Origin of the sequence: Flagellimonas aequoris (assembly GCF_003584165.1) — a bacterium.
Lineage (GTDB): Bacteria > Bacteroidota > Bacteroidia > Flavobacteriales > Flavobacteriaceae > Flagellimonas > Flagellimonas aequoris.
In genome coordinates this window covers 103,203-126,735 of the sequence record NZ_QXFJ01000030.1, presented here as the reverse complement: position 1 = coordinate 126,735, position 23,533 = coordinate 103,203, and the positions used below count along the sequence as shown (strand labels likewise).

The following is a 23,533-nucleotide window of genomic DNA, read 5'->3' as shown; positions in this document are numbered from 1 at the left end:
TTTCTTCACAAACCTGGTGTTGGAACAAGATTCTCGAATCCCTTTGTTTATTGTATCTTTCGGATTCAAACCCAACAAAACCAACCCACATGCGTAAGTTATTGCCCATTCTATTTTTCCTGACCCTTTTATTCAGTTGCAAGCAGGAAGCCGAAAAAAAATTACCCCGAATCGCCATTGCGGGTTTGGGCATTGAATCCAGTACTTTTTCCCCCGCATTGACCCATGAAGAAGCGTTCCATGCAAAAATCGGGGATTCCATTTTCGCACGCTACCCATTTATGGCGCTGGATTCCACCTTGAGGAAACGTGCTGACTGGGTTCCTACTTTAGTAGGAAAATCATTGCCTGGTGGAACCGTTACCCGTGAAGCCTATGAATCCTTGGTGGCACAAACACTTCAACTATTGGAAGAAAACAAACCCTACGATGGACTTTTCTTTGATATTCACGGTGCCATGAGCGTAGTCGGTTTGGATGACCCCGAAGGTGACCTTATCAAAAGAATACGGGATGTGGTGGGCACCGATGTGCTCGTATCAACCTCCATGGACCTGCACGGCAATGTTTCCGAAAGACTTGCTGAACATAGCGACCTCATTACTTGCTACCGTATGGCACCCCATGAAGATGCTACCGAATCCAGAAGACGGGCCATGCAAAATCTCGTGGACCGATTGGAGAATGGCAAGGGAAAACCCCAGTACAAAGCTTGGATTCCCGTACCGATACTATTACCTGGAGAAAAAACGAGTACCCGTGTGGAACCCGGAAAAAGTTTGTACGCTCAAGTGCCCGGAGTGGCCAACCAAGAAGGTGTGGTAGATGCCGCCATTTGGATCGGGTACGCTTGGGCCGATGAACCCCGAAACCATGCTGTGGTTATGGTCACGGGCGATGATAAAGAAAAGGTAGTTGCCGGTGCCGAAAAATTGGCCGAGAGTTTCTGGGGTGTCCGCAAGGAATTTGAGTTTGTGGCTCCAACAAAATCATATGAAGAGGCCTTGGAGCTTGCTTTGACAAGTGATAAGAAGCCCTTTATGTTGAGTGATATGGGCGATAATCCCACAGCAGGAGGCGCTGGGGATGTAACCTGGACCTTGACAGAGCTTTTAAAAAGAGATGAATTCCACGAACCAGGGGGTAAATCATTGATTTATGCCTCCATTCCAGGACCAGAATTGGTAGAACAGGCCCTTGAAGTCGGCGTGGGTGGTAAGGTCAGTGCACCAGTAGGAGCCACAATTGATAACCGATTTGCTCCACCCCTTTTACTGGCAGGAGAGGTAACTGCCATAAAAAAGGGGGATGTTCATGCAGAAACCGAAGTAGTCGTGAAAGTGGGCAATGCCAGCGTTATCGTCACCAAAAAAAGAAAGCCGTACCACAATGAATCTGATTTTACAGCGTTGGATCTTGACCCAAGAAACACTGATATTGTGGTGGTAAAAATTGGTTATCTGGTACCTGAATTATACAACATGAGGGGCGATTGGATCATGGCGTTGACACCAGGCGGCGTAGACCAAGATTTGGAACGACTGGGACACAAACGGATTATCCGCCCCATGTTTCCCTTGGATGCGGATATGGAACATCCCGACCTGTCTGCACGCCTGTTGCGTGCTTCGGACCAACTGGATTAATGCTTAAACCGTTACCGTTCGGTTCAAATACCGACGGAAGGGAAGCATTTCTTGGTACACTTCCACGATTTTTTCCTTGAAATTGGGTTGAAGGACTTCTTTTTGGGTCATTTCATGCACCACGGCAAAGGTTTTGTTTTTCAATAGGTCGATGTGGGGGTTGTCATGGGAAAACCCTTTCGGAGCGTTGGTCAATTTTTCATCCTCGTACAAATTACCGAACGTTTTTTGGAAGGAAGGCTTGTCCAATATTTCCTGTAACACTTCCCCATCATAATCAATGCCTTCCCGAATACTACGAAGGGTTTTCGGGTCGGGACGCCAAAAACCACCAGCCAACAAACAGTTTTTTAGGCCGATTTCAATATAAAAATCCGCTGAATGGGGAGCCTTGTCCAACCCCGCCCCAAAATGGTCCTTGTACACCGGTTTATTGGGATGGAACATTAGGTTGTTGTTGATGCGGTTAATGCCCTTTTTGCCCGGAGTCGGGTAATAATCATCGTGCAATTGTGCCATGGTCAGGTCCAAATCGTCCAACCAGGCGATGAAATCATGTCGAAGGGAGCGGTACCATTTACGGTTCGCATCCATCCATTCCTTATTGTTATTTTGCTGTAGTTCTTCCAGAAAACGGAATAGGTCTTTGAAATCCATAGGCTACAAAAGAAAGGAAATAAATGAATGGATCATTGGATTTTTAGAGTTTTGGAGAGATTCTTCACTGTCTAAATGATAACAAGGAAACAGTGCACCTTGTCAATTGATTATTGTTCATTGTTTATTGATTATTGTTTATTGATTATTGAAAAAAGGATAGCTGAGATTCTTCTCTCTGTTCAGAATGACATTGAAACGGCCTAACTACCAACTACTAACCACTAACTCCTAAAACCTATTATCCCCATCTAATAAATCGCCAAGGCCGCCCAAAATACTGCCTTCCCCTTTGTCTTTTCCACCTCCTTTTGGAGCTGCGGCCCAAACGCGACCGGCCAATCGGCTAAAAGGCAAAGATTGAATATAGACGGTACCTGGTCCACGCAGGGTAGCAAAGAACAAACCTTCCCCGCCAAAAACGGTGTTTCGGATACCTCCAATAAATTCAATATCGTAATCGACGGTATGGGAGAAGCCCACAATACAACCGGTATCCACCTTTAAGACTTCTCCGGGAGCCAGCACTTTTTTGGCCATGGTACCACCCGCATGAACAAAGGCCATACCATCCCCTTCCAGCTTTTGCATGATGAAACCTTCCCCACCGAAAAGTCCACGACCCAAACGCTTGGAAAACTCGATACCAATGGAAACTCCTTTCGCGGCACACAAAAAGGCATCTTTTTGACAGATGAACTTCCCTCCTTTTTCTGAAAGGTCGATAGGAATGATCTTACCGGGATAGGGAGAAGCAAAGCTTACCTGTTTTTTACCTTGGCCCACATTCAGGAAAGCGGTCATGAACAAACTCTCGCCTGTAAGTAAGCGCTTGCCCGCTGAAAACAGTTTTCCAAGGACCCCGGTTTCTTGATTGGAGCCATCCCCAAAGATGGTATCCATTTTAATATCGGTGTCCATCATCATAAAACTACCAGCTTCGGCCACAACGGCCTCCTGTGGATCCAGTTCGATCTGTACATATTGCATTTCCTCTCCGTAAATGTGATAGTCTATTTCGTGTGCGTTCATTTTTTTGATTGTTTTTTTATGCCCAGCTTGACTGGGTATCTGGTTTCACTGTTTATATGTTGCTCTGTTCTCGGTTTTGTTACATATTCAGGCAGACGATTATTGTTGAATACCTTTACCTTTCACCCGTTCACCTTTTACTCCTTAACCTTCACCGTCCATTCAAAATGAAAGGTAGAAACCTCTACCCCATCCGCATTAATCCCTACGGACTTCATCCAACAGGTTTGTCCCTCTCCGGTTTCCACGGTTTTTCGAATGGCATCGGCAATCAATGGTCCGTCTTCACAAGTAAATGATATTCGACCAGTAGCCTTTTTAGTAAAGGTGGCCTTGTTATTGGCCACGAGCATGGAGATTTTTTTGCCACTTATTTGGATCTCGTTCATAACCAAAGCGCCCGTACTCAACTCGGCGGCCATCCCCTGTACGGCCCAAAACATGGATTTAAATGGATTTTGATTCACCCATTTGTGCTTTACCGAGGTGACGGCCTTTTGCTCATCGATATATTTAAGACGAACCCCGCACCACCAGGCCGAAGGGAGCTTTAGAAACGTGAATGTATTGATTTTACTGGGTGTCAGTGCCATAATGGATTGTTCTATGGCTTAAAAATAGGCAAATTACCGTTATTATTTATTGTTAAAAATATGTTAATTTATAGTACTTTGTTTTGCATAGTACCATCCTTTGGATATATATTTGCATCGTAAGCTAATAGGTTTACCCATTTATACATCAAAATCATCAATCAAAAATGGCAACTACATTAACCAAACACGAACGAAACTTATCCGCGATCATCCACGCATCCACGTTCTCGAAGTACTTTATTCCTTTCGGAAACTTTATCGTGCCCTTGATCCTTTGGATGTCCAACAAAAAGCAGTACGACTTTGTCGATTACAATGGCAAACAGGCACTCAATTTCCAAATCAGCATGCTATTGTACGCCATCGTGGCCGGCTTGATCACCATTCCTTTCTTTATCGGGTTCTTGCCCGACCTTTTCGACTGGGATGTTTTCGGCTTCCATAGGTTGAGCAACCTAAACAACCTGAACATCCACATCAGTAGTGATGACTTTAGGTTTGGGCGACTTTTTTGGCCTGCCAGCATTACTGGATTGCTACAGGTAGGTTTGGCCGTTGTAAACATCGTTTTTACCATTTTGGCCACCATCAGGACCAATGAGGGACAATATTTTAAATATCCTTTCACCATTAAATTCATCAAATAATGAACAGGACTAAAAACATCATGGCCCTTGCACTTGTTGGAATGACAACATTGGCCAGTGCGCAGGTTGCGGAGGATACCGAACTCTATAAAATCCTAAAATCAAAGGACAGCCTTTTGTTCGATGCCGCATTCAATCGATGCGATACCGATACCATGGCATCTTTATTCACTGAAGATTTTGAATTCTATCACGATCGTGGTGGTTTTACGGATGGCAAAGAAGAATTCCTTAGACCCACTCGTGAGAACTGTGAAAAAAGAGATCCTTCAGCTCCCCAATACGCCAAAAGGATATTGATCGATGGCAGTTTGGAAGTGTATCCACTAAAAAAAGACGGTGAACTTTATGGGGCCATCCAGCATGGGATACATCGTTTTGAGTTTTTGAACGATAAGAACGAATACCAAAAAGGGGACATCGCAAAATTCACCCATGTATGGATGTTGGTGAACGGTGAATGGAAAATAAAACGGGAACTGAGCTATGACCATCATAACTCTGAAACCGACGAACACCAAACCATGGTCTCTCTTGCGACAGAAGTATTGGACCAGTACGAGGGTAATTATAAATCTCCCCAAGTGGGTAATGTGAGCATTAAAAGGGAATCGGACCACTTGCTTTTGCAATCGGAAGGATTTCAGGCAACCCTTTACCCACAATCCGAGGACACCTTTTTTATAAAGGAAAGGGGTACCACCTTCAAATTTGTGAAAACCGATAAAAAGGTGAGCAAAATGGTGATCCTGGAAAACGACCAAATCGTGGACGAAGCGCAAAAAACGTAATCAATCATAAAAATCATCAATCAAAAAAAAGGAGTTTAATCATCAATCAAAAAACGAGATCATCAATCAAAAAGCGTTTCCACTCCCCTGCTCATCACAGGGGAATGGAGTGGAAACCGGACCAGACCCAGTTTGGTAAATCAAAAACGAACAGTTAATTTAATAGAACCATGAAGTTATGAACATAGAAAACACAAAAGCACAGATGCGCAAAGGGGTTCTAGAATACTGCATCCTGTCCATCCTCAAGGATGACGACAAGTATGCCTCCGAGATTCTGGATGCCTTAAAGGACGCTAAGATGTTAGTAGTGGAAGGTACCATATACCCATTGCTCACAAGGCTTAAAAATGCTGGATTGCTCAACTACCGTTGGGAAGAATCCACATCGGGACCTCCCCGTAAATATTACGCCCTTACCGAAACGGGCCGGTTGTTCCTCAAAGAACTGAACGGTACCTGGGATGAACTTAGAAATGCAGTCAATCTGGTAACCAACACAAAATAAGAATCAAAAAATGAACAAGACAGTAAACATAAATTTGGCAAATACGCTCTTCCACATAGACGACGATGCGTATAACAAGCTGAGGCGGTACCTTGAGTCCATTAAAAGGTCCTTTGCTGGTACCACTGGGAGCGATGAGATCATAGCCGACATTGAAGCAAGGATCGCCGAGCTCTTTCTAGAGAAAATGGAGAACGAAAGACAGGTAATTACCCACAAGGAAGTAGATCAGGTGATCGATGTTATGGGGCAGCCTGAAGATTATATGGTCGATGAGGACATTTTTGAGGACGAGCCCAAAAAATCCCGTCCCCAACAAGAGACCCGAAACAAAAAACTTTATAGGGACATTGACCATAAATATATTGGTGGTGTGTGTGCCGGTCTGGAGCACTACTTGGGCATCGATGCCCTTTGGATCCGGTTGATCTTTATCCTTTTGGCCGTATTCACCAGCGGTTTTGGGTTGATTGCCTACATTCTACTTTGGATCTTGGTTCCCGAGGCCGTGACCACTTCGCAAAAATTGGATATGCGGGGGGAGCCTGTCAACATCAGCAATATAGAACGCAAAGTTAAAGAGGGGTTTGATGATGTTGCCGACAAGGTAAAAAGTGTTGACTATGAAAAAATGGGCAACAAGGTCAAAAGCAGCTCCAAGACCTTTTTTGATACCATCGGGGATATTATCCTGTTCCTATTTAAGGTATTCGGTAAGTTCATCGGCATCTTGTTGATCATCATCGGCGCAGCCACTTTGATAGGTCTGTTTTTTGCTCTTTTCACAGTTGGTATGTTCGATGCGGTACATTTTCCCGGAGTGGATTTTTATGAAATCGTGAATACCACGGGGGCACCGGTTTGGGTGGTATCCATCCTGTTGTTCTTTGCCGTGGGCATTCCGTTCTTCTTTGTCCTGTATTTAGGCCTGAAGATTTTGGTGAACAACCTAAAATCCATCGGGAACATTGCCAAGTTTACCCTTTTGGGGCTTTGGTTGATATCCGTGGGTATCTTGATTGCCCTGGGTATTCGTCAAGCGGCAGAATTCTCGAACACGGGAAGCGTACATGAGCGCAATGAACTGGCATTGGAAAATGTATCCGATACCTTGGTCATCAAAATGAAGAACCCGGGCTATGAGTATACCAGAGACGATGTCCATTTCGGTCGCATGTCCTTCGCCTATGACCAAAACGATAAAAGAATGCTCATTTCGGATGATGTGGAAATCCGTGTCAGAAAATCCGAGGATAGCTTGGTGAACATCACTGTTCGCAAAGACGCCAATGGAAGTTCTTCCTTGGCCGCCCGTGAAAGGGCCAAAAAAATTGATTTTGGCTATGAGTTGGTGGGCAACCAGATCATCTTGGACGAATATTTGACCACCGACACTTCCAATAAGGCCAGAAACCAAGAAGTTTCCGTTACCATCCATGTCCCTGAAGGCAAAATAGTACGCTTTGAACAATCCACTAAATACCACATCGCCAGAGGTATTGAAAACGACAGGGATTATTACCGAAGCGGTATTGTTGGATATCTATGGAAAATGGGCAAGGATGGCGAATTGAAGTGTCTGGACTGCCCGGAATTGGACGACAGCGATGATGGGGATGGCAACAACAAAATCATCATCAATGAAGATGGCATCGATATAGACATCAAGGATAATCAAGATTCCTTTCAGATGAAAATCGATGAGGATGGCATCAAAATGAAGGCAGGACAGAAAAACAACAATTGAGAGGCATTATTCGACAGTTGGGTCAATCAAAATTCATATCAAACACAATTAAATAGACATTTACACTGAATTATTTCAGTATGGATCAAATCAATTTTCAAAATCAATCAATAATAGGTGCCCAGTGAAGCTAGGCACAAAAAACAACAATCATGACAACACTAGCAAGATTAGCAATCGTAGCACTCCTATCCCTGTTCGCATCGTCCTGTATGATGGATGTGAACTTTGGACACGGCAAAACCGGTAACGGCCAGGTTGTAGAAGAAACCCGAAACATTCCCGAAAACTTTACCGAAGTTTTGGCCTCCGAGGGTATCGATGTATTTGTAACCCAAGACTCCGAGTTCCGGATTAAGGTGGAGGGTGATGAAAATATCATTGACCTGATCGGTACCGATGTAAGGGATGGCAAATTAAAGATCCATGCCATTGAAAACATTGGTAGGGCCACAAAGAATGTTTACGTATCCCTTCCCAAAATTACTGCTTTGAAGAGTTCCAGCGGGGCGGACCTCATCGTACAGAATGTTGTGGAATCTGAAAGCATTGAACTGGATGCCAGCAGTGGATCCGATCTTACCGTAGAATTGTCTGCAAGGGAAGTTACTGCGGATGCCAGTAGCGGTGCGGACATCAAAGTTTCTGGCAAGGCAGATATGTTGTATGCCGATGCCAGTAGCGGTTCCGATATCAAGGCAAGAGACCTTCTGGTGAAACGTTGCAATGCCGATGCCAGCAGTGGGGCCGATATTACGGTGAATGTGACCGAATCCCTAGTGGCCGACGCCAGTAGTGGAGCGGACATTTCCTACACAGGAGAAGCCAGTGTACAGACCAAAAAATCGGTATCCGGTAGCGTTCGCAAATATTGATATCAAAACCAATCAAAAAATGAGAGGCCCATTGAAATTTCAATGGGCCTTTGTCTTTATAAACCGTAGCCGAAACCCTATCTTAGCATCTTTATAAAATAGGTCCTTGATGCAGATAGAAATCAAAAAATACACCCTTCGGTTAGCGCATACTTTCACCATTTCACGGGAATCCCACGATACCCAAGACACCATGATCGTTGGGCTGACCCTCAATGGAAAAACCGGGTATGGTGAAGCCACCTCTAATCCCTATTATAACAGCACTGTGGAAAGCATGACGGCAGAAATCGAAGCTGTGCGAGATTCCATTGAGGCATACGACTTTGACAATCCTGAAAATTTCTACAAACATCTGGAATCATTGGGATTGCAGAACTTTACCCTTTGCGCCCTGGATTTGGCAGCCAATGATCTATATGGAAAGCTACAAGGAAAACCCTTGTACGAGATTTGGGGCACCAATACGAGTTATTACCCTACCACCAACTACACCATCGGTATCGATACTATTGAAAAAATGGTAGAAAAACTGAAAGAAAAACCATGGCCCTTGTACAAGATCAAATTGGGCACCAAGGATGATGTGGCCATAGTGAGGGAACTTCGGAAACATACCGACAGCATATTCCGTATTGATGCCAATTGTGCCTGGACCGCTGAAGAAACCATTAAAAATGCCCCGATACTCAAGGAACTTGGGGTGGAGTTTTTGGAGCAGCCCCTTAAGGCCGACAATTGGGAAGGAATGAAAAAGGTAAAGGAATCCTGTGTGCTCCCCGTCATTGCAGATGAGAGCTGTATCGTGGAAAGCGATGTGGAAAAATGCGGGCCTTATTTTGACGGCATCAATATCAAACTGACCAAATGTGGAGGTCTGACCCCAGCAAGGCGGATGATTGCCAAAGGCAAGGAGTTGGGACTAAAGATTATGGTCGGGTGCATGACGGAATCCACCGTAGGAATTTCGGCGATTGCCCAATTACTTCCCCAATTGGATTTTGTGGATATGGACGGGGCCATGCTTCTTAAAGACGACATTGCCACCGGAGTTACGATATTGGATGATGGCGAAGTGATTTTCTCTAAACTGCCAGGCAGCGGTATAGCTTTGTTATAATGGCCATTCCCCTTCCTAGAATACCGGACAGATCAATCCATGCCAACGGCAGGGAATCTCTCTATTTTGGGGGGACAGCTTATCTAGGTCTTCAAGCCTATGCTCCATTTAAGGATCTGTTCCTAAAAAATGTGGAACGGTATGGAATGCATTATGGGGCCTCGCGTCGGTCTAATGTAGCATTGGATATTTATAAACAAGCAGAGGAGCACTTGGCTAATTGGGTGGGTAGTGAAGCTAGCCTGACCATGTCTTCGGGATATCTGGCGGCGCAATTGGTCATTCAACATTTATTACATAAAGGGCATACCTTGTTCGCGGCGCCGAACGCGCACACAGCCATGCTCATGAATGGGGTGATCAGAACGCATAGTTTTGAGGAACTGAACCTGGCCTTGGAGCAGCAAATTTCAAACAACGGCCCCATGCCCGTGCTCCTTTTTGATACCATCGATTTTACGGCGAAACAATATCCACACTTTGAGGCTTTGCGACAACTTCCCTTGGATAAGATCATGCTGGTGGGCGATGATTCCCATGGCATTGGAATTGTTGGCGACCAGGGAAAAGGATGCTATGGCTTTTTGCAGAAACTGAACCCTGCCCAATTATTGGTCTGTTGTTCTTTGGGAAAAGGATTGGGCATACAGGCCGGAGCTGTTTTTGGTGATTGGGAAATTATTGAATCATTAAAGGCCACACCTTTTTATGGCGGGGCAAGTCCGGCACTGCCTGCATTCATGGGAACTTTAATTGATGCGGAACCTATTTATGGGAAACGCTTAATCACATTGATGGAAAATTATCAATTGTTCTTGGGTTCCCTAGATCAACCCCAATATTTTCAACATATGAAAGGGCATCCCACCTTTGAATTTGAAAATGCCTCCTTGGCCCAGGAACTGGAAGACCAAGGTTTTATCATTACGAACTTCAATTATCCTGATGCCAATGGTCTTTTGATTAGTAGGATCGTATTGAGTGCCTACCATAAAAAAGAGGATGTTCAGCAATTGGTCCACTGCTTGAACACCCTCTTGACTTAAGGATTGTATTTTACTTTTTATTCATCCCACCAAACTGGGGTTACCGGTGTTTGCTGGTTGGCCAATACATTGGCTTCATTTCTGGTCAATTCCGTATCAGGGTAATTGGCCCTTCGGAACCATTGACCCAAGAATTCATTATCGGCACTGTCCTCTTCACTTCTAATCTGTAGACCGGTAAACACATCATCTGAAAAGTCATAACGCCTGTAATCCACGAAGGTCTCTGGATTCAAGAAATTGTGAATGTACTTTTCCTTCATGATATGGTGCAAGCTCAAGGATGCCTCACCGACATCCACTGCTCCATCGGCCATGTAATCCGTTCCCTCCACACCATACATATCCATACTGGCTGCAATACCATCCATATAAGCGGCATAAGCCGTTGCATCTGATCCTACACTTGTAGTGGTACCGCCATTGGCCATAAAAGCCGCTTCCGCCTTAATGAACAATACTTCTGCATAAGTAATCAACATTAATGGGGAGTCAACACTAGTATAAAAACCGCCGGTCCTGAACCTTGCATTGGCATCCGTACCATCAGGTGCAATACCGCCGCCGCCGCTCACAAAACCTTTGTATTCGGCCTCATCATCATTTTGGGCAAACAAGGGTAGTCTTGGGTCTATTTCAACCAAGCCTCCTTGGAATGGGTAATAATCACCGTTCATGGAGCTTACCAACTGGCTGGCAATGTCGTTGCTCAAATTTCCCGTATTTCTCGCCAAAATTTCGGACGAGTACCATGGGTTGATATTCTTTTCATCATAGTACATAGCGAAATTATCATCATTTGAAGTAAATCCGTTATCCACGGTTGCCAGAACTTCCGAAGCGGAAATTAGCCCTTTGTTCATCAAGTGAAGCTGATAGCGTGCCTTAAGGGAATAGGCGGCCCTTAACCACTTGGCTGAATCACCGCCATAGATCAAATCGGAAGAACCCAGCTCAAATCCTGAATTATCGGCAGCACTCAATTTGGCAATGGCTCCATCCAACAAACTAAAAATCTCGGTGTAAATGGTCTCTTGGGTATCAAAAGTCGCAAAATTGTTGTCAGGACCACCACTGGCCTCAGAATATGGGATATTGTCCCAAGAATCCGTAGCAATTCCAATATTGGCCGCAATCAATATATCCGCAATGGCGTCAATATGCGTTGCCCCGGTTTCCGCTGCCTTGTCCTTCACCGCTTCAAGATTGGGCAAAACATACAGATAGACCTGACTCCAAAGACCACTCACAGAGGTCTGCCCGGCAGCGCCACCCCCAGCGGACACAAAATTCTGCACATAATTGCCAAATGACAATTCCGCGGAACGCTGTCCCTCCATAGTGCTGTGAATAACGGGAGCTATTAGATCTTTCATTCGCAAGTCTTCCAGTTTAGCCGTATTGGAAGGCGTGTTCACATCAAAATAATCTTCGCTACATCCCACGTAGGTTATCGTGGCACATAACAGAAAAACCTTAATTATATTTATTTTCTTCATAGTATTTTTTTTAAAATGCAATGTTCAATCCCAATGAATAGCTTTCAGATAATGGAATATTCAATCCAGTGAAACCATATACATTACTGCCCGCACTATACTGGTTACCTTCAGGGTCATACCCATCAAAAGGAGTCCATAGCAAAAGGTTGTTGGCACTTGCCGAAACACTTACCTTTTCCAGATTGAAATTTTTGATCAACTTGGCAGGAAAGTCATAGGACAAGGAAATGTTACGAATCTTAACCCATGATGCATCCTGTACCAAAACTTCAGAAGCTCGGTTGTACACATTGGAGTTACGGTAATAGTTTTGGTCGATCAATGCCTCTGTGGTATTGGGCACAAAACCACCATTCCCGTCATCCATAACACCATCCAACACCACATTTACGTCTCTTTGAAGCGTGCTTAATGGGTTACCGTTACGGATGGAGTTTCTCAAACCAGCATCATAGAGGTCACCTCCTTTTTTCCACTCCAACAAGAAGTTAAGGCCAATACCTTTATATTTCAAGTTACTTCCAATGGATGAGATAAAGTCGGGGAACGCGTTGCCCACCACAACCCTTTCATCCGTATTGATTACGGGATAACCATCCGGACCTATGTATCTTTGTCCATTTTCATAGACCCATTTGTACCCATAGAGGTTACCCATTTTATCGCCGGCGCGAACTTCGGAAGTTACTCCCGCAAATCCTGAATCAGCAAAGATGATGGCTTCAATGTCGTCAGGTATTTCCAATACCTCTCCCTCGCTGGTAGACCAGTTCAATATCAACTCCCATCGTAAATCTTGATTTCTAATAACATCGGCACTCAACAACAGTTCATGTCCGAATACTTTATAATCGCCTGCGTTTCTGGTAATTCCCGAAAGACCGGAAGAGTAAGCGGTGCCCACAGTGAAGATTTGATCTTTTACACGCGTGTTGTAATATGCATAATCCACACGGATACGGTTATCGAAGAACCTAAGATCCGCTCCAAATTCCGTAGACTGGTTTCTTTCCGGTTTTATGTTGGTATCGCCCAACAAGGTGCTTCTCCTGTAGCCACCAACGCCACCGAAAGGAAAATCACCATCCACTACGAAATATTGGCCCACATCTCCAAAGCCGGGCCCTTTACCAACCTCGGCCCAAGATGCACGGAGTTTTCCAAAAGTAAAAATATCGTTGTCCCCGAACAAATCGGATACATCGTATGCCAAACTCGCTGATGGGTAGAAGAACGATCTGTTTTCTTTGGGCAAGGTGGAAATCCAGTCGTTCCTACCTGTCAAGGAAAGGAACAATTTATCTTTATAACCAAACTTCAACTCACCGAAAACACCAACTGTCCTATTCTGTACAATGCTTTTATTGATAAAAAAATTGGTGGTGTTTCCAATTTCGTTGACACCAGGGATGTTCAAACCTTCACCCCTTGCCTCCAAGTAGTTTCTCTTGGTATCGGAAAGTTGGTGACCCAATGTAAGGTCCGTGGTAAAATCCTCTGACCAGGATTTATTGAATGCCACCAAAAAGTTGGATTCCAACCCAGTAAAATTGATATTCTGCTCAAGGATGAAACCACCTACTTGTGAACCGCCATCCAAATCGGGTCCCACGTAGCGGTTCCTGACATCGGAATAATTATCTATTTGGGCGGCATAGGTAACTGTTACCCAATCCTTAGGAGACCAGGTGAGGGTGGTATTTCCAATCCAACGGTTTACATCGTCCTCCAAATTACTGGTTTCCATCAAATACCTAGGGTTATCAATGATACCAAAAGAATAGTCCCTTTCGCTACCATCAGGGTTCATATAATCATTGATCGGGAATGTGCCAGAATAATAGGACAGTGCACTCATCACCGATTTATCACCTCCGTTAGCCCTTCTTCCCCCCGAATTGGTAAAAGCTACAGAACCATCCACAGAGAAGTTGTCGGTTACCTTATACCCAGCTTTCAACCTGAAGTTGGTCTTTTTATAATCCGTATTCGGCAAAATCCCCTGTTCATTGTTGTTCCCCAAGGAAAAATAATAGCTCAAACGATCGTTGGCCCCACTAAGGCTGAGATTGAGCTGTGAATTAAAACCTGTTCTAAAAATATCATAAGGGCTATAAAAGCGATCGTTGGACAGGTCAACTATGTTGCCTTCACCTAAATCATAGGAATCCAAGGCATATTCAGGACCCCAAGAATAGAAAGAAGTTGCATTTTGGACCCTATCGAACCCAGTTTCTGAGTTTGGATCATACAACGTTCTGGGTGCCCCATTAAATCCTTCCCTATAGGTGGTTTGTAAAGGTGGCGTAGTTGTAACATTTCTAAAAGTCGTGGATGCCGTCAAATTAATCTTGGCCTTGCCCTGTTTTCCTTTTTTGGTAGTGATCACAATAGCACCATTGGATGCCCTCACACCATAAAGGGCAGTCGCCGCCGCTCCTTTCAGTACGTTGAAACTTTCAATGTCCTCAGGGTTCAAATCCATTGCCCTATTGGAAAAGGCGAACTGCTCCGAACTGCTAGGCGAGTTCGACCCCGAACTGGGTCTAACCTCCCCGGCAAAAGTATCGTTGTTCAACGCAAGTCCGTCCACAATGATCAAGGGTTGGTTACTCCTGTTAGGATTGATAGAGGTAACACCTCTGATCAGAATATCCACACCGCCTCCTGATGTACCGGAAGAACGATTGATCTGTACCCCGGCCACACGTCCTTGAAGGCTCTCGATAGGATTGGACTGGCCGGCCAAGTTAAGGTCCTCGGTATTGACCTTGGTCACTGAATATCCCAACGACTTCTGCTTTTGTTCCACACCAAATGCGGTCACCACAACCTCATCAAGCTGTGTGGAATCTTCTTCCAAAGCTACATTGATGGTTGTTTCGGACCCTACGGTAATGTCTTTTGGCTTCATCCCCAAATAGGAAAATCTCAGCACTTGCCCACTGGAGGCATTGATGGTGTAATTTCCATCGAAATCGGTAGTTGTACCATTGTTTGTACCACTTACTACTATGGTCACCCCAGGCAAAGGAGTACCCGAAGTATCGGATACGGTCCCCGTAATGGTCTGCCCAAACGCAGCAATACAAGAAAACACTGCAACAAATGTCAAATAAATGTTTCTCATTACTTAAGTTTGTGTTAATACTACCGAAATTTGTCCAAAAAAATTTACAAATCAAACATTTTTGAACAGAAATGTTCATTTTGTAAAAAAATAATAGGATTATCCCTTTTTTTTCAAATTCCAAAGGAATCTATTGAAGATGATATAGCACTTTTATAGTTTAAAGAACATCTCTTCGCTTTTGCTTATACTTTTAACAACTGCCTATATGTTAAAATTTTAAGTGTAATAATTTAATATTTTCATAAAATATCACTATCTTTTGTATATTCTTTAATCTCCATTAAGTCAAACCGTATGAAAAAATCAATTTTGCTTATTGTATGTTGTGTTGTGTTCTTAATGGCGGGAAGCTTTAAGGGACTCGAACATTACGATCCCACTATTGAGGGAACTTGGGAACTCCAAAGTTTTTATAATTATGACGGACAGAACGTCATCGATACCATTCCAAAATCGGATGGGTACAGGCAGGTCAAGATGTACTCCAAGGAAAAAATCATGTGGACGCGGTATGTTCCAGATGATCCCAATGGCAGATTTGGCTATGGTTCTTACCGTGTTACCGATGGCCAACTGGTTGAAGTCATCGAATATGGGGATGATGAAATGATGAAGGCTTTGGACACTATGAGGAATTTTACATTCGAGTTGATCTTGAATGAGGATACCTTTAGCCAGATTTCGGTCGACGCCGATGGCAACCGGACTTTTTCAGAAAACTACAGACGGATTGATTGAGTTAGCATTCCACGAAAAAAGGCACTGAATTTCAGTGCCTTTTTTAATCTGTTCTGTGGATTTTCCGTTTAGGAAGCCATCATTTCCTTGCTTTCTACCGCGGCCAAGTACCGCTCGGCATCCAAAGCTGCCATACACCCTGTACCTGCAGCCGTAACGGCCTGTCTATAAATCTTGTCCTGGGCATCACCGCTGGCAAAAACTCCTGGCTTATTCGTTTTCGTGGATTTGGGCTGGGTGATGATGTATCCTGTTTCATCCATATCCAATTGTCCCTTGAAAATATCGGTGTTGGGTTTGTGCCCGATCGCTATGAACAATCCCGTAACAGAAATCTCCTCCTTCTCCCCGGTTTGGTTGTCCACAATCCTTATTCCCTCGACCACTTGATCACCCAATACTTCATCCACTTCGGTATTGTATCTGATCTCGATATTATCGATACTGTTCACTCTATGCTGCATGGCCTTTGAAGCACGCATATGGTCCTTACGCACCAACATGGTCACCTTTTTACAGATATTGGCCAAATAGGATGCCTCCTCCGCAGCGGTATCCCCTGCCCCAACAATGGCTACTTCCTGGCCTTTGTAAAAGAAACCATCACAAACGGCACAGGCAGAGACACCACCACCACGTAAACGTTGTTCGCTCGGGATGTTCAGGTATTTTGCAGATGCCCCAGTGGATATGATCACCGTTTCAGCTTCTATAAACTTGGAATCGTCCACGGTAATCTTGTGCAGGCCACCAATCTCGTCACTAAAATCAACAGCGGTCACCATTCCGATCCTCACATCGGTACCAAAGCGTTCTGCTTGCTGTTGCAATTGCATCATCATGGTTGGGCCATCTATACCTTCAGGATACCCTGGAAAATTATCCACTTCGGTTGTGGTGGTCAATTGTCCTCCTGGCTCCATTCCTGTATACATTACAGGTTTCAAGTCGGCCCTAGAAGCATAGATTGCTGCTGTATACCCAGCTGGACCAGACCCAATGATCAATGTTTTTATTCTTTCTACTTGTTCTGACATAACAAAAATCCTCAATGCATTATCTTACAAAAGTAGGTTTTTTGTGCAAAAACTTACATTAAGGTGCTTTCCCCTTTTCTTAAAAGATGTGAACAATTTCCGTGAATAAGATTAATGGCATTCAAAAGGAAAGAAAAACAAAAGGAGCCATTTCCATAGCTCCTTTCCTAATAAAGTAGGTCAAATTTATGGGAAACATATATTTGATCTGTAAACCGCTGCAACCAAGGGGGCTCAACCTCAAAAACCCCCATGGCGCAACGTAAAACCTCGTTCATGATAAGATATGGGGAAAAGAACACTTGGTCCCTACAATCACCCCGTCCTATTTTTAGGAGGTTTGTGTGTTAACTGGGACAAACATACTATGGCTATGAGATTTGAAGTGGGGCCAATTAACAAATGGGGCATCTGCTTTAACGGATGCCCCATTTCAATTTATGGCTCTAAAATGCGCACGGTGTGTAGGAAATTACCGGCTAAAACTCAATTGATTGATTATAAATTAGTTAACCAACTATGTTTTTACTGGGCATATTTTAGTTTTCTTTCTATGGTTTCGATCATCACGTTGGCGATATCCATCCCTGTGGTGTTCTCGATGCCTTCCAGTCCAGGGGAAGAATTCACTTCAAGTAACAAAGGTCCGCGATTGGAGCGGATGATATCCACCCCGGCCACATCGAGATTAAGCACTTTTGCCGATTTTATGGCCAGTTTTCGCTCTTCCGAAGTGATCTTTATCAAAGAAGCCGCACCTCCTTGGTGTATATTGGCCCTAAACTCTCCCTTTTGTGCCTGCCGCTGCATAGAGGCCACCACCTTACCATTGACCACAAAACATCGGATATCCTGACCGTTCGCCTCTTTGATGAACTCCTGCACCAAAATATTGGTCTGTACGCTTTTGAACGCATTGATGACACTTTCCGCTGCTTTATTGGTCTCTGCCAAGACCACACCTTTCCCTTGGGTACTTTCCAATAATTTGATGATCAAGGGGGCCCCGTTTACCATCCGGATCAAGTCCTTGGTATCCATCGGTGATTTGGCAAATCCGGTAATGGGAATGTGAATATCATGTTTGGAGAACAACTGGGAGGCAAACAGTTTGTCCCTGGATTTACTGATGGAATCCGCAGAGTTCAGGCAATAGACTCCCAGAGTATCAAACTGCCTCAACAAGGCGCAACCATAAAAGGTCACGGAAGGCTTGATCCTAGGAATCACGGCATCGAACTTATCCAGAATGTTACCTCCTCTATATCGTATTTCCGGAGAACTGGCATCCAGTTTCATATAAACGTTCTCCACGTTTAAAAAAACCACTTTATGCCCTCGTATTTCCCCTGCCTCAATGATTCTCTTATTACTGTAAAGCTCTGGATTACTGGCCAATAACCCAATACTCAACCCGGTTTTATCGGATTGGTAGGGTCTATATTTGTGTGACATCTCTTCATCCGAAATATCACCTTGGCAAAAACTTTGGGAAGGATCCACCAAATATCTTGCATTAAGTGCCTCACGGCCCAACAACATCCGATATTCCATGGTATCCCTGTTGGCTAGGGTAACCTCGATCTCAAAAACATTGCCCCCAATGTTCACCGGGGTCTTGATTACGGGGCGCTCCTCGGAAATCCCTTGTGAACTCTTTACACTGCGAACATCTACCAGTTTGGCCTGGCACAGAATGGAGATGCTCCTGTTGTCCTGCAACGGGTTCACCTCAAACCGTACCCAATCTTCCAGCCCCTTGCTAAAAATCTTGATCTTGTTGGCCTGCATGGATGATGTCTTTGCCCCGGAATCCACCCTAGCCTTGATGGCGGGTATTCCCAATTCCTCGAAGCGGCACCACTCCTCGCTGCCCAATATTTTAAAATCGTCCAAAATAATTGTTGTTAATTGATTAATCTCATAATGAACAGGTCCATGACCTCCACCAAGATCAGAATGATGATGATCCATTCCAATCTGCTGCTTTCCCTATGGTCCATTATGTCCTTAAAAAGGCTTAAGTTTTCTTTTATGATGTACCCCTGCTCCTTAATGGTACGGTAACGCTCTTTCAGATCAAAGATCTGTTTGAGGCTTTTGTCCAGTCTGTCCAGATATTCGTCTTCCCAAGCCGATTCTGGGGAATCGAAAATATAGAGGTTTTCCGAAATCTGGTTGTTGATGTTCAGCACCCTGGCAATGTATTTCTTCAGTTTTTTTCCTCCAAGGTCCAATTTACCGTTGTGCTCCAAGTAGGATGTGTGGATTCGGGTCTCCTTCATGATTTGGTCCGACAACCCCGCAAAGTAATCCAAGGCCACCGATTGTGATAAGTGTAACAATGCCAAGCGCATGCCCTCCACATTGGATTTTGACAGTACTATTTTGTTGTTGGTCACTTTTGATGCCAGCTCTCCCGAAACCAGTTCAATTTCCATTTCCTCCGTGAGTTCTGACTGGCGCCATTCTTCACAAAAGGGTTTTAGTTCCATCAAAATATTGGAGATGGCCGTTTCATCAAACCCATAGAACGATACAATCCCATATTTGAAAATATACAGATAGCCCAACGTTCCATCCGAATAGAACAGTTCGTCCCTATCGCCATAAACAAGTTCTTTATCCATGGCCTGTCTGCAACCAGATATATCGATGCTCTCTGCTAGATGTAAGGCTATGGCTTTTGAGTCCATTGTCTACGTTGCAAAAATATCCTTGGGTTCCTTAAAGCTTTTGAACTCCACCATATAACCATTGGGATCTTGTATAAAAAAGGAAAGATGTTCCCCTGTCCTATCCTGCATAAAGGTGGCTTCCGTGGTAATCTCCAAGTCCATTTGGAACAATCTGGCATATAGTTCCCCCCAAACCTCCACGGGCACGATAACCCCAAAATGGAAGGATGGCAAGATATAGTCTTCCAACCGATAGTTCTTGAAATCAAAATTGAAACTACCGGATTGGGTAAAGGTCAATTGGTTTCCAAAAAGGTCGATGTCGAGCCAATGCTCGGTCTGCCTACCCAGGCCCGCCTTTACAACATCCAAATAAAAAGCCCTGGTTTCTGCTATGTCCTTACATGGCAAGGCGAGGTGGAACTTTATATCCATTTGATTTTTCTTTCTTTAATTTTCTTCCCAAACTCTTGAAATAGGACCTAACGGCCATGCGGTCCATTTTGTCCATAAACGGCAATGCTTCCTTCCATTCCAACCACAGGGCCTCTTCAAACTTATGTGTTTCCTTCACCTTGATGGGCTTTGGCTTCAACTGTACCAAATAATAGTTTTTCAGTACGGTCTGGAATTTGCCTTTTTTGATGTGGGAGAGGTAAAAATTGAACTGGCTGTGGGACAGTTTCAGTTTTATTTCTTCCCCTACCTCCCTGATGAGTGTTTCCGATTCTGTCTCCTTCTTCTTCTTTACACCTCCGGGCAACGTATATCTCAGTGGGCGTTCCACTTTCTTAAGCACTAGGACCTGATCCTTGTGAACGGCTATCAAGCGGGATTTGATCAATTTTTTCATAAAGATCCCTTTTGGTTTTTGTTCTACTCCTCTTCAGAGCTTTCCAATCCCTCCGTATCCAGTGATGTTTCTTCATCACTGTCCGAATCATTGTCGGAGTCGTCGTAATCTTCCATGGCCATTACCAGTCGTTTGCTCACTTTTACCAGATATGCTGTATCCTCGGTACGTACCTCTATACATTCCACCACCTCATTGTTGGCATTGCGGTAGGTAACAATATCGTCATCATCGTACCCATCCGGAAATTTTTCCACCAAAAGGTTTAGCATATGGTTGTCCAGCTTTTTGTAATCTACGATTACACGTTTCAAAGCTACTGTTTGTCTGTTCTTCATCATCACATATCTAGGAGGTATGCAAATATCAAGGGAGCCACAATCGTAGCATCGGATTCCACAATGAACTTGGGCGTGTCAATATCCAACTTGCCCCACGTGATCTTTTCATTGGGCACCGCCCCCGAATAGGATCCATAACTGGTTGTGGAATCACTGATCTGGCAGAAATAGCTCCAAAATGGAGTTTCTGTCTGCTCCAGATCTTGATATAGCATAGGCACCACACAAATAGGAAAATCCCCTGCGATACCTCCGCCTATTTGGAAGAAACCGATTCCTTTTTCGGAATTTTTCTGGTACCAATCCGCCAAAAAGGTCATGTATTCAATTCCCGATTTCATGGTGCTTGCTTTCAACTCTCCCTTGATCACATAACTGGCAAAAATGTTGCCCATGGTGCTGTCTTCCCATCCGGGAACCACAATGGGTAGATTTTTTTCTGCAGCAGCGTACATCCATGAATCCTTGATGTCTATCTCATAATATTGCTCCAAAACCCCGGAAAGCAATAATTTGTACATGTACTCGTGCGGAAAATAGCGTTCTCCCTTGGCCTCTGCATCCTTCCAAATCTCAAAAATGTGCTTTTGCAATCTCCTGAACGCCTCTTCTTCGGGGATACAGGTATCCGTAACCCGGTTCAACCCCTTTTCCAACAGATCCCACTCTTCCTTTGGGGTCAGGTCCCTGTAATTGGGCACTCTTTTATAGTGCGAATGCGCCACGAGGTTCATCAGGTCTTCTTCCAGATTGGCTCCGGTACATGATACGATATGGACTTTGTCCGTGCGGATGATCTCCGCAAAGATCTTGCCCAGTTCCGCTGTACTCATGGCGCCGGCCAAGGACACCAACATTTTGGAACCTTGGTTCAATTGGTCCTCATAACCTTTGGCGGCATCCACCAAAGCGGCTGCATTAAAATGCAAGTAATACTTTTGAATAAATTGTGATATTGCTCCTTTATTGTTCATTTCTATTGTCTATGAGGTTTCCGGACTACCTAAATATATCATTGTTTTCTCAAAATCCGTAATCCCTATTTTCTTTATTGATTTCTATTTAACGACCCTGTAGACCCTTTGTTCCAAATTTAATTTTTGCTGGGTACGGGCAATGCTTTTGATTTGACCATGGAACCCGCTTCCTTCTGGGTGCCATAACCCAAAATGGACAGGAATTGCTGTGCGGTCTGCTGCTCAGCAAAAACGGTTGTCTTCATGTTTCCCTCTTCGTCCTTATCGATAAGGATGTGTTTGGGATGGGGAATCAAACAGTGCTGCAATCCTCCAAAGCCACCAATGGTCTCTTGATAGGCTCCCGTGTTGAAGAACCCGATATAGAGTGGTCTGTCCTTTCGGTATTTGGGAAGATAGATGGCATTCATATGCTGTTCCGAATTGTAGTAATCGTCACTATCACAGGTCAATCCACCTAACAACACGCGTTCGTACTCATCGTTCCAACGGTTGATGGATAGGGTAATGAAGCGTTTGCTAATGGCCCATGAATCGGGCATGGTGGTAATGAATGACGAGTTGATCATGTTCCATTTTTCCCTATCGTTCTGTTGCTTTTGGTACAACACCTCATAAATGGTACCCCCGCTTTCGCCAACGGTAAAACTTCCAAACTCGGTAAAGATATTGGGTACATCTACCTCTGCTTCGTCACAGGCCTGCTTGATCTGATGAATAATTTCGTCCACCATATACTCATAATCATATTCGAAGGCCAAGGAATTTTTAATCGGGAATCCGCCTCCGATGTTCAAACTGTCCAATGTTGGGCACACCTTTTTAAGACTGATGTACACCTTGAGACATTTCAACAATTCGTTCCAGTAGTAGGCCGTGTCCCTGATTCCGGTATTGATGAAGAAGTGAAGCATCTTCAGCTCCACCTTTTCATTGGTTTTGATGGATTGATTGTAAAAGGGAACAATATTCTTGTACCCGATTCCCAATCGCGAGGTATAGAACTCAAATTTGGGCTCTTCCTCCGAAGCGATCCTGATCCCAACTTTAAAGTTGCCCTCGATAACGTCACTCAACAAATCTATTTCCTCATAATTATCGATAATGGGAATACAGTTCTTGTGACCGTTGTTGATCAATCCTGCAATATTCTTGATGTATTGGTCCCTTTTAAACCCATTACAGATTACATAGGTATTCTTGGTAATCTTTCCGGCCTTCATCAAATGTTGCACAATGTCTATATCGAATGCAGAGGAGGTTTCGATATGGATATCATTTTTAAGGGCTTCGTTCAGTACATGCTCAAAATGGGAGCTTTTAGTGCAGTAGCAATAATGATAGCTGCCCGCATATCTGTGCTTTTTCATGGCGCTCTTAAACCACTTTTTGGCCCTCTGGATGTTATCTGAAATTTTGGGCAGGTAAGTGAATTTGAGAGGGGTGCCGTATTGTTGGATCAAACCGTAAAGATCTATGCCGTGGAATTGCAGCTTGTTGTCTTCCAACTGAAACTCCTCTTGTGGAAAATCATAGGTCTGTTCGATCAAATCGATATATTTCGTTTTCATTATAATTTCGTATTGATGATTAATTGATACAATAAAAT

22 protein-coding genes are annotated in these 23,533 nt (G+C 44.0%); 9 read left to right on the top strand and 13 right to left on the bottom strand.

Annotated elements, in window-relative coordinates:
• The first annotated feature begins 89 nt into the window (after nucleotides 1–89).
• Entirely contained in the window at nucleotides 90–1,646 is a 1,557-nt protein-coding gene (locus tag D2U88_RS13935; protein WP_119641819.1) for a M81 family metallopeptidase, read from the top strand.
• A 3-nt stretch (nucleotides 1,647–1,649) separates the two neighbouring features.
• On the opposite strand, the gene D2U88_RS13930 is transcribed toward D2U88_RS13935, so the two are convergent.
• From D2U88_RS13930 to D2U88_RS13920, 3 genes are all read right to left on the bottom strand, one after another.
• Nucleotides 1,650–2,303: a DUF2461 domain-containing protein gene (locus tag D2U88_RS13930; RefSeq protein ID WP_119641163.1), complete on the bottom strand. Its 654-nt coding sequence runs from the start codon at nucleotides 2,301–2,303 to the stop codon at nucleotides 1,650–1,652.
• Between the two features lie 231 nt (nucleotides 2,304–2,534).
• Nucleotides 2,535–3,335: a TIGR00266 family protein gene (locus tag D2U88_RS13925; protein WP_119641162.1), complete on the bottom strand. Its 801-nt coding sequence runs from the start codon at nucleotides 3,333–3,335 to the stop codon at nucleotides 2,535–2,537.
• 137 nt (nucleotides 3,336–3,472) lie between these two features.
• Nucleotides 3,473–3,928 carry a DUF4442 domain-containing protein gene (locus D2U88_RS13920; protein ID WP_119641161.1) on the bottom strand — a complete coding sequence of 152 codons (456 nt, stop codon included), beginning with the start codon at nucleotides 3,926–3,928 and terminating at the stop codon, nucleotides 3,473–3,475.
• 167 nt (nucleotides 3,929–4,095) lie between these two features.
• Here D2U88_RS13920 and D2U88_RS13915 point away from each other — a divergent pair, with 167 nt between their 5' ends.
• The 7 genes from D2U88_RS13915 (at nucleotide 4,096) to D2U88_RS13885 (ending at nucleotide 10,665) form a co-directional block, all read left to right on the top strand.
• On the top strand, nucleotides 4,096–4,578 hold the full coding sequence (locus D2U88_RS13915; RefSeq protein ID WP_119641160.1) for a DUF4870 domain-containing protein: 483 nt from the start codon (nucleotides 4,096–4,098) through the stop codon (nucleotides 4,576–4,578).
• Nucleotides 4,578–5,369 carry a nuclear transport factor 2 family protein gene (locus D2U88_RS13910; RefSeq protein ID WP_119641159.1) on the top strand — a complete coding sequence of 264 codons (792 nt, stop codon included), beginning with the start codon at nucleotides 4,578–4,580 and terminating at the stop codon, nucleotides 5,367–5,369. The genes D2U88_RS13915 and D2U88_RS13910 overlap by 1 nt, the downstream gene beginning before the upstream one ends.
• Nucleotides 5,370–5,547: 178 nt before the next feature.
• Nucleotides 5,548–5,877 (top strand): PadR family transcriptional regulator, encoded by a 330-nt coding sequence (locus D2U88_RS13905; RefSeq protein ID WP_119641158.1) that lies wholly within the window; start codon nucleotides 5,548–5,550, stop codon nucleotides 5,875–5,877.
• Nucleotides 5,878–5,887: 10 nt separating this feature from the next.
• Nucleotides 5,888–7,624, top strand: coding sequence for a PspC domain-containing protein (locus D2U88_RS13900; protein WP_119641157.1), 1,737 nt, complete (start codon nucleotides 5,888–5,890; stop codon nucleotides 7,622–7,624).
• Between the two features lie 152 nt (nucleotides 7,625–7,776).
• Complete coding sequence (locus D2U88_RS13895) at nucleotides 7,777–8,499, top strand: head GIN domain-containing protein (RefSeq protein ID WP_119641156.1); 723 nt, start codon at nucleotides 7,777–7,779, stop codon at nucleotides 8,497–8,499.
• Between the two features lie 109 nt (nucleotides 8,500–8,608).
• Complete coding sequence (locus D2U88_RS13890; protein WP_119641155.1) at nucleotides 8,609–9,619, top strand: dipeptide epimerase; 1,011 nt, start codon at nucleotides 8,609–8,611, stop codon at nucleotides 9,617–9,619.
• On the top strand, nucleotides 9,619–10,665 hold the full coding sequence (locus tag D2U88_RS13885) for a pyridoxal phosphate-dependent aminotransferase family protein (RefSeq protein WP_119641154.1): 1,047 nt from the start codon (nucleotides 9,619–9,621) through the stop codon (nucleotides 10,663–10,665). The genes D2U88_RS13890 and D2U88_RS13885 overlap by 1 nt, the downstream gene beginning before the upstream one ends.
• 17 nt (nucleotides 10,666–10,682) lie before the next feature.
• Here the strand turns inward: D2U88_RS13885 and D2U88_RS13880 are convergent, their stop codons facing one another.
• On the bottom strand, nucleotides 10,683–12,164 hold the full coding sequence (locus D2U88_RS13880; protein ID WP_119641153.1) for a SusD/RagB family nutrient-binding outer membrane lipoprotein: 1,482 nt from the start codon (nucleotides 12,162–12,164) through the stop codon (nucleotides 10,683–10,685).
• Between the two features lie 10 nt (nucleotides 12,165–12,174).
• Entirely contained in the window at nucleotides 12,175–15,297 is a 3,123-nt protein-coding gene (locus D2U88_RS13875) for a SusC/RagA family TonB-linked outer membrane protein (protein ID WP_119641152.1), read from the bottom strand.
• A 297-nt stretch (nucleotides 15,298–15,594) separates the two neighbouring features.
• On the opposite strand from D2U88_RS13875, the gene D2U88_RS13870 reads away from it, so the two are divergent.
• Nucleotides 15,595–16,038, top strand: a complete 444-nt coding sequence (locus D2U88_RS13870) for a hypothetical protein (protein WP_119641151.1) — start codon at nucleotides 15,595–15,597, stop codon at nucleotides 16,036–16,038.
• Nucleotides 16,039–16,106: 68 nt separating this feature from the next.
• On the opposite strand, the gene trxB is transcribed toward D2U88_RS13870, so the two are convergent.
• The 8 genes from trxB to D2U88_RS13830 all read right to left on the bottom strand — a co-directional run bounded on the left by trxB (nucleotide 16,107) and on the right by D2U88_RS13830 (nucleotide 23,495).
• Complete coding sequence (gene trxB / locus D2U88_RS13865; RefSeq protein ID WP_119641150.1) at nucleotides 16,107–17,075, bottom strand: thioredoxin-disulfide reductase; 969 nt, start codon at nucleotides 17,073–17,075, stop codon at nucleotides 16,107–16,109.
• 525 nt (nucleotides 17,076–17,600) lie between these two features.
• A complete protein-coding gene (gene rimK / locus D2U88_RS13860; RefSeq protein WP_182859188.1) occupies nucleotides 17,601–18,971 on the bottom strand; it encodes a 30S ribosomal protein S6--L-glutamate ligase in 1,371 nt (456 codons plus the stop codon).
• Nucleotides 18,972–18,982: 11 nt separating this feature from the next.
• Nucleotides 18,983–19,771, bottom strand: coding sequence for an RMD1 family protein (locus tag D2U88_RS13855; RefSeq protein ID WP_119641148.1), 789 nt, complete (start codon nucleotides 19,769–19,771; stop codon nucleotides 18,983–18,985).
• 3 nt (nucleotides 19,772–19,774) lie between these two features.
• Nucleotides 19,775–20,188 carry a VOC family protein gene (locus tag D2U88_RS13850; protein ID WP_119641147.1) on the bottom strand — a complete coding sequence of 138 codons (414 nt, stop codon included), beginning with the start codon at nucleotides 20,186–20,188 and terminating at the stop codon, nucleotides 19,775–19,777.
• A complete protein-coding gene (locus D2U88_RS13845) occupies nucleotides 20,154–20,606 on the bottom strand; it encodes an NUDIX hydrolase (protein ID WP_119641146.1) in 453 nt (150 codons plus the stop codon). The genes D2U88_RS13850 and D2U88_RS13845 overlap by 35 nt, the downstream gene beginning before the upstream one ends.
• Nucleotides 20,607–20,629: 23 nt before the next feature.
• Entirely contained in the window at nucleotides 20,630–20,944 is a 315-nt protein-coding gene (locus D2U88_RS13840) for a hypothetical protein (protein ID WP_119641818.1), read from the bottom strand.
• Nucleotides 20,945–20,946: 2 nt separating this feature from the next.
• The gene (locus D2U88_RS13835) at nucleotides 20,947–21,921 is read right to left on the bottom strand and encodes a deoxyhypusine synthase family protein (RefSeq protein WP_119641145.1); all 975 of its coding nucleotides are present in this window, start codon (nucleotides 21,919–21,921) and stop codon (nucleotides 20,947–20,949) included.
• A gap of 119 nt (nucleotides 21,922–22,040) precedes the next feature.
• On the bottom strand, nucleotides 22,041–23,495 hold the full coding sequence (locus D2U88_RS13830; RefSeq protein WP_119641144.1) for an arginine decarboxylase: 1,455 nt from the start codon (nucleotides 23,493–23,495) through the stop codon (nucleotides 22,041–22,043).
• Between the last annotated feature and the right edge of the window lie 38 nt (nucleotides 23,496–23,533).

Bases quoted from the DNA above. Each gene is read 5' to 3' on its own strand.
- D2U88_RS13935 (WP_119641819.1), top strand. From the start codon at position 90: ATGCGTAAGTTATTGCCCATTCTATTTTTCCTGACCCTTTTATTCAGT.
- D2U88_RS13930 (WP_119641163.1), bottom strand. From the start codon at position 2,303: ATGGATTTCAAAGACCTATTCCGTTTTCTGGAAGAACTACAGCAAAAT.
- D2U88_RS13925 (WP_119641162.1), bottom strand. From the start codon at position 3,335: ATGAACGCACACGAAATAGACTATCACATTTACGGAGAGGAAATGCAA.
- D2U88_RS13920 (WP_119641161.1), bottom strand. From the start codon at position 3,928: ATGGCACTGACACCCAGTAAAATCAATACATTCACGTTTCTAAAGCTC.
- D2U88_RS13915 (WP_119641160.1), top strand. From the start codon at position 4,096: ATGGCAACTACATTAACCAAACACGAACGAAACTTATCCGCGATCATC.
- D2U88_RS13910 (WP_119641159.1), top strand. From the start codon at position 4,578: ATGAACAGGACTAAAAACATCATGGCCCTTGCACTTGTTGGAATGACA.
- D2U88_RS13905 (WP_119641158.1), top strand. From the start codon at position 5,548: ATGAACATAGAAAACACAAAAGCACAGATGCGCAAAGGGGTTCTAGAA.
- D2U88_RS13900 (WP_119641157.1), top strand. From the start codon at position 5,888: ATGAACAAGACAGTAAACATAAATTTGGCAAATACGCTCTTCCACATA.
- D2U88_RS13895 (WP_119641156.1), top strand. From the start codon at position 7,777: ATGACAACACTAGCAAGATTAGCAATCGTAGCACTCCTATCCCTGTTC.
- D2U88_RS13890 (WP_119641155.1), top strand. From the start codon at position 8,609: ATGCAGATAGAAATCAAAAAATACACCCTTCGGTTAGCGCATACTTTC.
- D2U88_RS13885 (WP_119641154.1), top strand. From the start codon at position 9,619: ATGGCCATTCCCCTTCCTAGAATACCGGACAGATCAATCCATGCCAAC.
- D2U88_RS13880 (WP_119641153.1), bottom strand. From the start codon at position 12,164: ATGAAGAAAATAAATATAATTAAGGTTTTTCTGTTATGTGCCACGATA.
- D2U88_RS13875 (WP_119641152.1), bottom strand. From the start codon at position 15,297: ATGAGAAACATTTATTTGACATTTGTTGCAGTGTTTTCTTGTATTGCT.
- D2U88_RS13870 (WP_119641151.1), top strand. From the start codon at position 15,595: ATGAAAAAATCAATTTTGCTTATTGTATGTTGTGTTGTGTTCTTAATG.
- trxB (WP_119641150.1), bottom strand. From the start codon at position 17,075: ATGTCAGAACAAGTAGAAAGAATAAAAACATTGATCATTGGGTCTGGT.
- D2U88_RS13855 (WP_119641148.1), bottom strand. From the start codon at position 19,771: ATGGACTCAAAAGCCATAGCCTTACATCTAGCAGAGAGCATCGATATA.
- D2U88_RS13850 (WP_119641147.1), bottom strand. From the start codon at position 20,188: ATGGATATAAAGTTCCACCTCGCCTTGCCATGTAAGGACATAGCAGAA.
- D2U88_RS13845 (WP_119641146.1), bottom strand. From the start codon at position 20,606: ATGAAAAAATTGATCAAATCCCGCTTGATAGCCGTTCACAAGGATCAG.
- D2U88_RS13840 (WP_119641818.1), bottom strand. From the start codon at position 20,944: ATGAAGAACAGACAAACAGTAGCTTTGAAACGTGTAATCGTAGATTAC.
- D2U88_RS13835 (WP_119641145.1), bottom strand. From the start codon at position 21,921: ATGAACAATAAAGGAGCAATATCACAATTTATTCAAAAGTATTACTTG.
- D2U88_RS13830 (WP_119641144.1), bottom strand. From the start codon at position 23,495: ATGAAAACGAAATATATCGATTTGATCGAACAGACCTATGATTTTCCA.